General features: G+C 70.7%; 8 protein-coding genes and 1 pseudogene. 5 read left to right on the top strand and 4 right to left on the bottom strand.

The window, feature by feature from the left end; genetic code table 11:
* Window positions 1-295 precede the first annotated feature (295 nt).
* On the bottom strand, window positions 296-1,387 hold the full coding sequence (locus VB059_RS00045) for a glycosyltransferase family 1 protein (protein WP_323419970.1): 1,092 nt from the start codon (window positions 1,385-1,387) through the stop codon (window positions 296-298).
* 5 nt (window positions 1,388-1,392) lie between these two features.
* On the bottom strand, window positions 1,393-4,107 hold the full coding sequence (locus tag VB059_RS00040; RefSeq protein ID WP_323419969.1) for a sodium-translocating pyrophosphatase: 2,715 nt from the start codon (window positions 4,105-4,107) through the stop codon (window positions 1,393-1,395).
* A 242-nt stretch (window positions 4,108-4,349) separates the two neighbouring features.
* Here VB059_RS00040 and VB059_RS00035 point away from each other — a divergent pair, with 242 nt between their 5' ends.
* Complete coding sequence (locus tag VB059_RS00035) at window positions 4,350-4,781, top strand: Rieske (2Fe-2S) protein (RefSeq protein WP_323419968.1); 432 nt, start codon at window positions 4,350-4,352, stop codon at window positions 4,779-4,781.
* 8 nt (window positions 4,782-4,789) lie between these two features.
* On the opposite strand, the pseudogene uvrA reads toward VB059_RS00035, so the two are convergent.
* Window positions 4,790-7,645: pseudogene (gene uvrA / locus VB059_RS00030) on the bottom strand (excinuclease ABC subunit UvrA); the annotation flags it as partial.
* 339 nt (window positions 7,646-7,984) lie between these two features.
* On the opposite strand from uvrA, the gene VB059_RS00025 reads away from it, so the two are divergent.
* The 4 genes from VB059_RS00025 (at window position 7,985) to VB059_RS00010 (ending at window position 11,051) form a co-directional block, all read left to right on the top strand.
* On the top strand, window positions 7,985-8,344 hold the full coding sequence (locus VB059_RS00025; RefSeq protein ID WP_323419967.1) for a YciI family protein: 360 nt from the start codon (window positions 7,985-7,987) through the stop codon (window positions 8,342-8,344).
* A gap of 97 nt (window positions 8,345-8,441) precedes the next feature.
* Complete coding sequence (locus VB059_RS00020; RefSeq protein ID WP_323419966.1) at window positions 8,442-9,455, top strand: LysR family transcriptional regulator; 1,014 nt, start codon at window positions 8,442-8,444, stop codon at window positions 9,453-9,455.
* 46 nt (window positions 9,456-9,501) lie between these two features.
* Complete coding sequence (locus tag VB059_RS00015) at window positions 9,502-10,224, top strand: maleylpyruvate isomerase family mycothiol-dependent enzyme (RefSeq protein WP_323419965.1); 723 nt, start codon at window positions 9,502-9,504, stop codon at window positions 10,222-10,224.
* A gap of 212 nt (window positions 10,225-10,436) precedes the next feature.
* Window positions 10,437-11,051 carry an MBL fold metallo-hydrolase gene (locus VB059_RS00010; RefSeq protein ID WP_323419971.1) on the top strand — a complete coding sequence of 205 codons (615 nt, stop codon included), beginning with the start codon at window positions 10,437-10,439 and terminating at the stop codon, window positions 11,049-11,051.
* 83 nt (window positions 11,052-11,134) lie between these two features.
* Here VB059_RS00010 and VB059_RS00005 read toward each other — a convergent pair whose 3' ends face one another.
* Window positions 11,135-11,713 carry a class I SAM-dependent methyltransferase gene (locus VB059_RS00005; protein ID WP_323419964.1) on the bottom strand — a complete coding sequence of 193 codons (579 nt, stop codon included), beginning with the start codon at window positions 11,711-11,713 and terminating at the stop codon, window positions 11,135-11,137.
* Window positions 11,714-11,921: the final 208 nt, after the last annotated feature.

Genomic DNA, 11,921 nt, shown 5'->3' with positions numbered 1-11,921 from the left:
ACACAAGAAACACAACGCCGCCCTGATCTGCCTGGCCCGCCGACGCTGCGACGTCCTGTTCGCCATGCTCAGAGACGGCACCCTCTACCAGCCATCCATCCCTGCCGCCGCTTGACGAACCTCATAGGGACACCCCCCCGGCCCCGGGACGGGTGCGGGGGCAGTGCGCGAGGCCGGCTCCGGGACGGGTACGGGGCCGGTCCCGGAGGACCGACCCCGCACCTGCCCCGGCAGGATCACGGTCCGACTCGCGGACCACGATCCCGGCCCGAGGGCCCGGACCCCCGACCCGGTCTCAGGCTCCGAACCACTTCGCCGTGCAGCTGGCGATCGCCCGCTCGAAGCTGTCGTCGCTGTGCTTGCGGCGGATCCAGGCGTCGAGGTCACCGGCCGCGGCCGCGGTCTCCCGACGGCAGCCCTCCGGATCGGTCACGGCGTGGAAGAGCATCTCCTGGGCCTGCTCCTCGTCCCGGTAGAAGTACAGGTACCCCTCCGGCAGCAGGGCCCGGGCCCACGGCAGGTCGGGGAACACCCCGATCGCCCCGGCGGCCAGCGCCTCCAGGTACTGCAGGCCGTACGACTCGTCGGCCGAGGTCGCCAGGAAGGCGGTGGTGTGGGCCAGCCGGTCCCAGTAGTCCTCGCGGGTCGTCATCGGGCCGACCCAGGTCCACTTCTCCCGGGAGATCCGCATCGCCTTCTCGGTGATCAGGTCCTTCTCCTGCAGCCGCATCTCCATGGTGATCGGGGTCCGGGCCGCGACCGCGGACACCACCCGCATGAAGAGGTCGGGCCGCTTGCGGGAGCCCAGGGTGACGGCCGGGTACAGCACCACCGGGATCTTGGTGGTGGTGTGCGGACGCACCCGCTGCAGGTGGATGCCGAGGTTCTCCCAGCCGATCACGGCCCGCTCCGCGAGTGCCGGGACGGTCCAGGTGTCGAGCACCTCGCGCACCTCGTGCGCGGTCCGTTCGGAGTTGGCGAAGGTCGGGAACAGCCCGAACGACAGGCCGAGCGATGCCTGCCGGACGGTCTCGGGGTACTCGGACACGTTCTGCCAGATGAAGTTCATCACCTGCGGCCGGCGCGCCCCCTCCTTGAGCACGGTCCAGACCAGGGGCGAGTCGAGGACGTCCATGTTGATCACGACGGTGTTGTCGCCGTCGATGAACTGCAGCGGCTGCTGGACGAATCCGCGGCAGCGCCGGGGCTCGGGCCCGACCAGGATCGGGTCGGGGAACAGCCGGAGCAGCCGGCGGACCAGGGTGGGACCGGCGCCCCGGCCGATGACGTCGCCGTCGGCGTCGACCAGCGGCTCGTGGCTGAGGGCGCCGAACTTGACCGCGACCTTCTTGACCGCGTTGGCGGGGGCCTTGGGAGGAACGGACATCGGGCTCACCCTTCCTGCACCCGGCCGGTCGGCCGGTCGGTCGGAACAGCGTCGGACGGCACGCCGCGTCGGGGGACGGGCTCAGCGGCGCGAGCGGCACCGGGCCGGTCGAGCCCGGCGGCCGCGGGCGGTGTTCCGCCGGTCACCAGGGCGGCGGCCCCGGCACGGTCGGCGATCGGCTGCTCGTCGGGCTCCTCCTCGACACCGGTGTCCTCGAGCGAGGAGGTGATCCGCATGCCGTAGAAGGACCGGTGGACGAAGAACGCGGAGGCGAGGAAGAACACCACGGCGAGCACGGTGACCACGCCGCCCAGTCCGCGTCCGGTCAGGGCCACGGCCAGCTCGACGGCCAGCAGGCCGAACAGGGTGGTGAACTTGATCACCGGGTTGAGGGCGACCGACGAGGTGTCCTTGTACGGGTCACCGACGGTGTCGCCGACGATCGTCGCGTCGTGCAGCGCGGTGCCCTTGGCGTGCAGGTCGGTCTCGACGATCTTCTTCGCGTTGTCCCAGGCGCCGCCCGCGTTGGCCATGAAGATGGCCTGGTAGAGGCCGAACACCGCGATCGAGATCAGATAACCGATGAAGAAGTACGGCTCCACGAAGGCGAACGCCAGGGTGGCGAAGAAGATGCCCAGGAACAGGTTGAGCATGCCCTTCTGGGCGTACTGGGTGCAGATCTCCACGACCTTCTTGGAGTCGGTCTCGCTGGCGCGGGTGACCGTGTCGTCCAGCCGGATGTTGTCCCGGATGAACTCGACCGCCCGGTAGGAGCCGGTGGTCACCGCCTGGATGGTGCCGCCGGTGAACCAGTAGACCACGGCACCGCCGGTGATCAGGCCGAGCAGGAACGGCGGGTGGAGCAGCGAGAGGTTCTCGATCCCCTCGGTCATGCCCTTGGTGAGGCCCATGATGATCGAGAAGATCATCGTGGTGGCACCGACCACGGCGGTGCCGATCAGCACCGGCTTGGCGGTCGCCTTGAACGTGTTGCCGGCGCCGTCGTTCTCCTCCAGCATCAGCTTCGCGCTCTGCCACTCCGGCCGGAACCCGAAGTCACGTTCGATCTCCGCGTCGATCCCGTCGATCTCCTCGATCGTCGAGAGTTCGTAGACCGACTGGGCGTTGTCGGTGACCGGGCCGTACGAGTCGACCGCGATCGTCACCGGGCCCATGCCGAGGAAGCCGAAGGCCACCAGGCCGAAGGCGAACACCGACGGGGCCAGCATCAGGGCATCGAGGCCGGTGGTCGAGATGGCGTACGCGACACCCATCAGGCCGATGATCGCGATGCCCAGCCAGTAGCCGGAGAAGTTGCCGGCCACCAGGCCGGACAGGATGTTGAGCGAGGGGCCGCCCTGGCGGGAGGACTTCACCACCTCCTGGACGTGGCGACTCTTGGTCGAGGTGAACACCTTGACCAGCTCGGGGATCAGGGCGCCGGCGAGGGTGCCGCAGGAGATGATCGTCGCGAGCTTCCACCACAGGCCGGAGCCGAGATCGGGGATCAGTGCCCAGGTGGTCAGGAAGGTGAACGCGATCGACATCAGCGAGGTGAGCCAGACCAGGTTCGACAGCGGGGACTCGAAGTCCATCCGGTCGGCCTCGGCGTAGCGGGAGCGGGTGATCGCGGCGTTGATGAAGTAGGACACCGCGGAAGCGATCACCAGCACCGCGCGGATCACGAAGATCCACACCAGCAGGGTGACCTGGGTGGACACGTCGTGGACGCCGAGCAGGATGAAGGTGACCAGCGCGACGCCGGTGACGCCGTACGTCTCGAAACCGTCGGCGGACGGGCCGACCGAGTCGCCCGCGTTGTCACCGGTGCAGTCGGCGATCACGCCGGGGTTGCGGGCGTCGTCCTCCTTGATCTTGAAGACGATCTTCATCAGGTCCGAGCCGATGTCGGCGATCTTGGTGAAGATGCCGCCGGCGATGCGGAGCACGGAGGCGCCCAGCGACTCGCCGATGGCGAAGCCGATGAAGCACGATCCGGCGATCTCGCCCGGCAGGAACAGCATGATGAAGAGCATCATGAACAGCTCGACCGAGATCAGCACCATGCCGACCGACATGCCGGAGCGCATCGGGATCGAGTGCACAGGGTAGGGCTTGCCCTTCAGCGAGGCGAAGGCGGCCCGGGAGTTCGCGAAGGTGTTGACCCGAATGCCGTACCACGCCACGCCGTACGACCCGGCCATGCCGATCAGGCTGAAGAGCAGCACGATGGCGACCCGGCCCCAGCCGAAGCCGACGAGGAACTTGTAGTAGGCGAAGATGACCGCGCCGATGATCGCCCACAGGATGAGCAGGAACCGGCCCTGGGTCTGCAGGTACGTCTTGCAGGTGGAGTAGATGAGCTCGGAGATCTCGCGCATCGAGCGGTGCACCGGCAGCTTGCGCAGCTGGGCGTACGTCACCACACCGAACAGGAGACCAAACAGGCACACCACCAGACCGACCGAGAGCAGCACCTTGCCGTTGATGCCGCCCAGGAAGTCGATCTGGGACAGGTCGGGTAGGGCGAGGTTCGCCTCGCCGCCGATCCGGTGGCCGCTGGTGCCGGCCTCCGCGCCGCCGCCGGCACTGCAGCCGGCCAGCGCCGTGGCCAGCAGGCCCAGCGAGGCGGCGATCGCGAGGCGAGCGCGTCGAGGTCGATCCGGGGGGGTGGGGCGGGCCGAGGCCCGCGGCAGACGTCCGCGATGGGGGTCCGTCATGATGTGATCCTGGCTTCCTTGCGAGAGATGTCAGACGGTTTCTCCCAAGTCTATGACGGGGTGTAGTAGCACCTCCGTGACGCTTCTCTCACGTGAGGTTGTTCACAGGGATGCCATGGCACGGTCCGCGCCGCTCATCGTTGGGCGCGCCCGGCTACCATCGGGGCGATATCGCCGGCTCCCGGGCCCGCCCTCTTCCGGGCCTGCCCCCGGACCGCGCCACCGATCCCAGGAGGAACTGGATGCAAGCGCAGCGCCGCACCGTTTTCAAGCTCGCCGGAGCCGGTGCCCTCGCCGTGTCGGCCCCGCTCGGGCTGACGGCCTGCACCGCGGACTCCACCGGCGGCAACGCCCGGACGCGGACCAAGAACAACCGCCAGTTGCGGGTCAAGAAGTCCGACATCCCGGTCGGCTCGGGCGTCATCTATCCCGATGACGGCTACGTGGTGACCCAGCCCACCGCCGGGACGTTCCAGGCCTTCTCCGACATCTGCTCGCATCAGGGCTGCCCGGTGCGCCAGATCACCGCGGACCACCGGATCCACTGCCTGTGCCACAACTCCTACTTCTCGGTGGACGGGGGCAAGGTACTCGACGGCCCGGCGCCGTACGCCCTGACCCCGGCCACCTTCGAGGTGCAGGGCGACGAGATCGTCGTGAAGGGCGTCAGCTAGGCGGACGCCCCCACGCCGATGTCGGAGTCGGCCAGGATCGGCCGCAGGTAGCGGCCGGTCCACGACTCCTCGCAGTCGGCGACCTCCTCCGGGGTGCCCTCGACGACGACCGTCCCACCCCGGCGTCCGCCCTCCGGGCCCATGTCGATGAGCCAGTCGGCGGTCTTGATCACGTCGAGGTTGTGCTCGATCACGATCACCGTGTTGCCCTGGTCGACCAACCGGCCCAGCACGCCGAGCAGCTTGCGGATGTCCTCGAAGTGCAGGCCGGTGGTCGGCTCGTCGAGGACGTAGACCGTACGCCCGGTGGACCGGCGTTGCAGCTCGGCAGCGAGCTTCACCCGCTGGGCCTCGCCGCCGGACAGCGTGGTCGCCGGCTGACCGAGCCGGACGTAGCCCAGGCCGACGTCGACCAGCGTCTGCAGGTGCCGGGAGATCCGCCGGACCGGTTCGAAGAACTCCAGCGCCTCCTCGATCGGCATGTCGAGGACCTCGGCGATGGTCCGGTTCTTGTAGTGCACCTCCAGCGTCTCCCGGTTGTACCGGGCACCGTGGCAGACCTCGCACGGCACGTACACGTCGGGCAGGAAGTTCATCTCGATCTTCAGCGTGCCGTCGCCGTGGCACTCCTCGCACCGGCCGCCCTTGACGTTGAAGGAGAACCGACCCGGTCCGTAGCCGCGCATCTTCGCCTCGGGGGTCTCGGCGAACAACTTGCGGATCTGGTCGAACACCCCCGTGTAGGTGGCGGAGTTGGACCGCGGCGTACGCCCGATCGGGGACTGGTCGACGTGGATCACCTTGTCGATCCGGTCGACCCCCTGGACCGCGCGGTGCTTGCCGGGCACGGCCTTGGCCGCGTACAGCTGCTTGGCGAGCGAGCGGTAGAGGATCTGGTTGACCAGGGTCGACTTGCCGGAGCCGGACACGCCGGTGACCACCGTCAGCACGCCGAGCGGGAACGCCACGGTGACGTGCTGCAGGTTGTTCTCGTACGCGTCGCGGACGACCAGCTCGCGGCCCTCGGTGCGCGGGCGGCGGATCGCCGGCAGCGGGATCGAGCGCCGCCCGGACAGGTAGGCGCCGGTCAGCGACTGGTGGTTGGCCACCAGTTCCTCGTACGGCCCGCTGACCACCACGTCACCGCCGTGCTCGCCGGCGCCCGGGCCGATGTCGACGACCCAGTCGGCCGCCCGGATGGTGTCCTCGTCGTGTTCGACGACGATCAGCGTGTTGCCCATGTCGCGCAGCCGCTCCAGGGTCTGGATCAGCCGGGCGTTGTCGCGCTGGTGCAGACCGATGCTGGGCTCATCGAGGACGTACAGCACGCCGACCAGCCCGGCCCCGATCTGGGTGGCCAGCCGGATCCGCTGCGCCTCGCCGCCCGACAGGGTGCCGGCGGAGCGGGACAGGGTGAGGTAGTCCAGCCCCACGTCGACGAGGAACCGCAGCCGCAGACCGATCTCCTTGACCACCCGCTCGGCGATCTGTGCCTCCCGCTCGCTGAGCTCGAGGCCGGCAAGGAAGTCCGCGGCGTCGGCGATGGCCATGGCGGACACCTCGGCGATCGACCGCCCGCCGACGGTGACCGCCAGCGAACTCGGCTTGAGCCGGGCACCCTTGCAGGCCGTGCAGGGCACCTCGCGCATGTAGCCGGCGAACCGCTCCCGGGCGGTGTCGGTCTCGGCGTCGTCGTGGCGGCGGGTGATCCAGTGCACCACGCCCTCGTAGGAGGTGGTGTACTTCCGTTCCCGGCCGAACCGGTTGCGGTACGAGACGTAGACGGGAGCGCCATGACCACCGAGGACCAGGCCCTGGACCTCGGGGGCGAGATCGCACCACGGCGTGTCGAGGCTGAAGCCCTCCTCCTTGGCCATCCCCTGCAGCAGGCGCATGAAGTACTCGCTGGTGTGCGAGCCTGCCCACGGGGCGATGGCCCCCTCGGCGATGGACAGCTGGTCGTCCGGGATGACCAGGTCCGGGTCGACCTCCATCCGGGTGCCGATACCACCGCACTGCGGGCAGGCGCCCCACGGCGAGTTGAACGAGAACTGCCGCGGCTCGAGCTCCTCGATGTTCACGTCGTGCCCGTTGGGGCAGGCCAGGTGCTCGGAGAACCGGACCTCGCGCTCGGGGTCCTTGGGCTCGCGGTCGACGAAGTCGATCGCCACCACGCCCTGGGTGAGGCCGAGGGCGGTCTCGATCGAGTCGGTGAGCCGGCGGTGCGCGGTCGGCTTCACCACCACCCGGTCGACGATCACGTCGATGTCGTGCTTCTTCTGCTTCGCAAGCTTCGGCGGGTCGGTGAGCTGGTGCTGCTCCCCGTCGACCCGGACCCGGGCGTAGCCCTGGGTGGTGAGCTGCTGGAACAGGTCGACGTACTCGCCCTTGCGCCCGCGGACGACCGGGGCGAGGACCTGCAGCCGGGTGCCCTCCGCCAGCTCCATCAGCCGGTCGACGATCTGCTGCGGGGACTGGCGGCTGATCGGGGCGGCGCAGACCGGGCAGTGCGGATGGCCGGCCCGGGCCCAGAGCAGCCGGAGGTAGTCGTACACCTCGGTGATGGTGCCGACGGTCGAACGCGGATTGCGGCTGGTGGACTTCTGGTCGATCGAGACGGCCGGGGACAGGCCCTCGATGAAGTCGACGTCCGGCTTGTCCATCTGGCCGAGGAACATCCGGGCGTACGAGGACAGCGACTCGACGTAGCGGCGCTGGCCCTCAGCGAAGATCGTGTCGAACGCGAGGCTCGACTTGCCCGAGCCGGACAGACCGGTGAACACGATCATCGCGTCGCGCGGCAGGCTCAACGAGACGTTGCGCAGGTTGTGCTGGCGGGCCCCGCGGACGACGATCCGGTCCAGGCCCGTCCCCGGGACGTGCCCGGACGGCCCGCCGAGCACCCCGTGTGCCGCCGGAACGCCCGGATCGGCCGTCGGGACGGGCTCCGGGGAGCGGGGGTCGAGGGGGTCAACGAGGCTCACCCGGCAATCCTATGCACAACGGTCAGACAGTCCGGATCTCCACGACGGGGCTCTGGCACGGATCTCCACGGCGTACGCCATTGCCGGGATCTCCAGGGTGCGCATCAGTGCCGAGATCTCCACGGCGTACGCCATTGATCGGATCTCCACGGCGCGCACCATTGCCAAGAACGACCGGGTCGACCACTCTGGGAGCAACGGGAGGTCATCATGCGCTGTGTGCTGCTGCTGAACAACACCGAGCCGAAACCGGGCGAAGTGTCGCCGGAGGCCATCGCGGCCATGCAGGAGGCGTTCGGGGCGTACGGACGGGAGCTGGAGGAGGCCGGGGTGCTGGTCGCGGCCGAGGTGCTCACCTCGCCGTCGGAGGGCACCAGTCTCACCCGGCGCACCTGGGCCGTCGACGCCCGGCACGGACCCTTCGCGCCGGCCACCGAGCCGCTGATGGGCGTGTTCATCCTGGACGTCCCGGACCGTGCCACCGCCCTGGTGTGGGCGGAGAAGTGCCCGGGTGCCACGTACGGCATCGTCGAGGTCCGGGCCTCGGCCACGTCCTTCCGCGACGGACAGTGGACCTAGCCGGCGGCCTCGCGACCGGGCTCGTGGCAGGCACCCCCGGGACAGGCACCGCGACAGGGGCATCGACCGGAGCACCTCGTGGAACGGACCGGCGGTCGTGACGCACCGTTGGCCGGATCCGGCCGCCCTGGAACTGCTCGTCGCCGTGGCCGAGCACGGCGGTGTGGGGGCCGCCGCGCGGGCCCTCGACATCGCCCAGCCGAACGCCTCGCGCACCCTGCGCAACCTCGAGCGGGAGCTGCGTCTCGACCTGGTGGAACGTACGCCGCACGGCTCGACCCTGACCCCCGAGGGTGCTCTGGTGGTGACCTGGGCGCGCGGCGTCCTGGGCCAGGCCCAGACCCTGGTGGACGGGGTGGCGCTGCTCCGCCGGGAACGTACGGCCCGGGTCGCGGTCGCCGCGACGCCGCTGATCGCCGAGCACCTGCTACCGATGTGGGTCGCCGAGTTGCGCAGCACCACCCGGGCGCGAGCGGCCCAGTGGTACCGCAGTGGTGCCCCGCACGACGCCCCGACCCTGACGGCGGCCGGCGACGTCGAGGTGGACCTCACCGTGGCGGGCCCGGGCCGGGTGCTCAGCCTGGTGGCCCTCGGCGAGGCGAGTCTCGGGTTCACCGAGGAACCGGCCCGTGCGGCCGGTCTGGAGGTGCTGACCTTCGGCACCGAGGGGCTGGTGGTGACCGTCGCGCCGCACCACCGGTGGGCGCGTCGGGAGGCCCCGATCCCCGCCGCGGAACTGGCCCGTACGCCGCTCGTGGTCCGGGCCGCAGGGTCCTCGACCCGGCGCCTCGTCGACGCGGCACTGGCCCCGTACGACCCGGTGGCGCCGCGCAAGGAGTGTCCGACCGCGGCCGCCGTCCTGGCGTCGGTCGCCGCAGGGATCGCCCCCGCGGTGGTGGGGAGTCTGGATGCCGCCTCCTGGATCCGGACCGGCCGGGTGGCCGCCGTCGCCGTCGCCGACCTGACGCTGTCCCGGCCGCTGCAGGTCGCCTGGCCTAAGGGTGGCCGGCCACCGGACCTGGCCGGAGAACTGCTCGCGATCGCCCTGGCCCACGCCCGTCGGCACGCCACCACCGGGCGGAACGGCTGGGACCCGCCGGGACAGCGGTAGCACCGGATCCCTGTTCGCCGTCCGTGCCGGTGGTTATCGTGGAGCGGTGAGCACCGACACGCCAGGCCGGGCGACCCTCTCCCAGGTACGCCCCGCCCTCCACGACGCCACCCAGGAACTGCTGGGGGCGACCATCCAGGTCACCGACGACGACTGGGCCGCCCCCAGTGCCCTGCCCGGCTGGTCGCGCGCCGAGCTCGCGGCCCACATCGCCCGCCACGCCGACGCCGTCCGTGGCGTGGTCGAGGGTGCCCTGCGGGGCGAGGACGTCGCGCTGTATCCCTCCCCGGACGCCCGCGACGCCGGCATCCGGGCCGGCGCCGGGCGCGGCGGCCTGGCGATCCAGGAGGACCTCGACGCCGCCTGCGGACGACTCGAGCAGGTCTTCGACGAGGTGTCCGACTGGACGATGCCGGTGCTGTTCCGCGACAGTCGCGTCCCGGTGGCGGCCCTGGTGGTCGGGCGGCTGGCCGAGGTCGTCATCCACCACATCGACCTGGCGATCGGCACCGGGTTCGACGACCTCGACCCGGTGATCTCCGCCATCGTCCTCGGCTGGGCCGTCGACCGGATCGGCCACAAGCCCGGCACCCCGGCCCTCCGGCTGCTCACCCCGGACGGGCGCGAGTGGCTGACCCCGGCCGCCGATGGAACGGATGGCGTCACCACCGTGACCGGCACCCCGCAGCGTCTGCTCGGATGGCTCAGCGGCCGCGCAGGCGCCGACGCCGTGTCGGGCGCCGATGACGTCGTCGTGCCGTCCTGGTGACGGCCACCCACCCCGCACGCCGCACCGTCCCCCGCGCCGAGGAGATCCGCATGCCCATGTCCACCGACGACCCGGGGACGACCATGCCCCCCGACCGCTCCGGGCCGAGCATCCCCACGGGCCGTCCAGGGGCCACCGACCCCACCGACACCCTCCCCACCGATGCCGGCCCGGTCGAGGCCCACGTCGAGTCCGGCGGCCCGGAGCGGACGATCGACCTGGGAGACCTCCGCCTGACCAAGGTGTCGGTCGGGCCGACCGACAACAACGCCTATCTCGTCGGCCGGGCCGACGGGCCGGTCGTGCTGGTCGACTGCGCGGCCGACGCGGATCGTCTCACCGAGGTGATCGGGGACCGTACGGTCGGCGTCATCGTCACCACACATCGCCACCCCGACCACGTCCGGGTACTCGGCGAGATGGCGGCCCGGACCGGTGCGCACCTCATCTGCGGCGAACCCGACCGCGCCGCGATCGAGGAGCGGACCGGGACCCGGCAGACCGGCGTGTGGGACGGCGACGTGATCCGGTGCGGGGACCTCGAGCTCGGGGTGATCGGATTGGTCGGTCACACGCCCGGCTCGATCGCCCTGGTGGTCTCCCCCGCCGCCGGGCCCGTCCAGCTGCTCACCGGGGACGCGATCTTCCCCGGCGGGCTGGGCCGGACCACCTCCCCGGCCGACTTCGACTCGCTGTTCACCGACGCGACGGCCAAGGTCTTCGACCGTTTCCCGGACCGGACGGCGCTGCACCCCGGGCACGGGGACAGTACGACGCTCGGCCGGGAGCGGCCCCACCTCGACGAGTGGCGCCGTCGCGGTTGGTGACCAGCCCACAGTTGGTGACCGGCCCACGGTTCTTGACCAGCCACGGTTCTTGACCGGCCACGGTTGGTGACGCCCGGCGCGGCTCAGTCGCGCCGGGCGTCGAGCACGATGTCGACCGCGACACCGTCGGAGGTCGCCCGTTCCACCTCGTCGAGGCGCAGGACGGTGAGGTCCCCCGCCCCGGCGCGCAGCTGTGCGGCATCCAGCAGCATCAGCGGGTCCTGCGGGCCACCCACCCCGTCGGTGAGGTTGCGCAGGGCGTGCCCGACGACCAGCAGGTGACCACCGGGGGCGACGAACCGCCGGAGCCGGGCGAAGACGTCGGCAGCCACATGCATGAAGGAGACCAACACCAGGTCGAACTCGTGCGGCGGCTCCCAGGTGGTCACATCGTCGACGACCCAGGTGACCTCCAGGCCGCGTCGGCGAGCCTCTTCCTCGCCCTTGGCCAGACCGACCGCGGAGAAGTCGATCGCGGTCACATCCCAACCGCGCTCGGCGAGCCACACGGCGTGCCGGCCCTCCCCCGCCGCGACATCGAGCGCCCGGCCGGGCGCCATCGGGGCCACCAGCTCCGCCACCACCTCGTGCGGCTCGGAGCGCCAGACATGCTTCCGCCCGGCATAGCGGCGGTCCCACTCGGTGGCATCGGGTGCAGTCATCGTCGTCCTTCACTCAGTGTTCGTACGGTTCGTACAGTGCGCCGGTGCCCGTACGGGGTTCCCGGTGTTACGGGGTTCCCGGTGTTACGGGGTTCCCGGCGTTACGGGGTTCCCGGCGTTACGGGGTTCCCGGCGTTACGGGGTTCCCGGCGTTACGGGGTTCCCGGCGTTACGGGGTTCCCGGCGTTACGGGGTTCCCGGCGTTCGT

This window comes from Raineyella sp., from assembly GCF_034933565.1.
GTDB lineage: Bacteria > Actinomycetota > Actinomycetes > Propionibacteriales > Propionibacteriaceae > Raineyella.
Note: the sequence above shows the minus strand (reverse complement) of the source record. Positions and strands in the feature narration are given on the sequence as shown.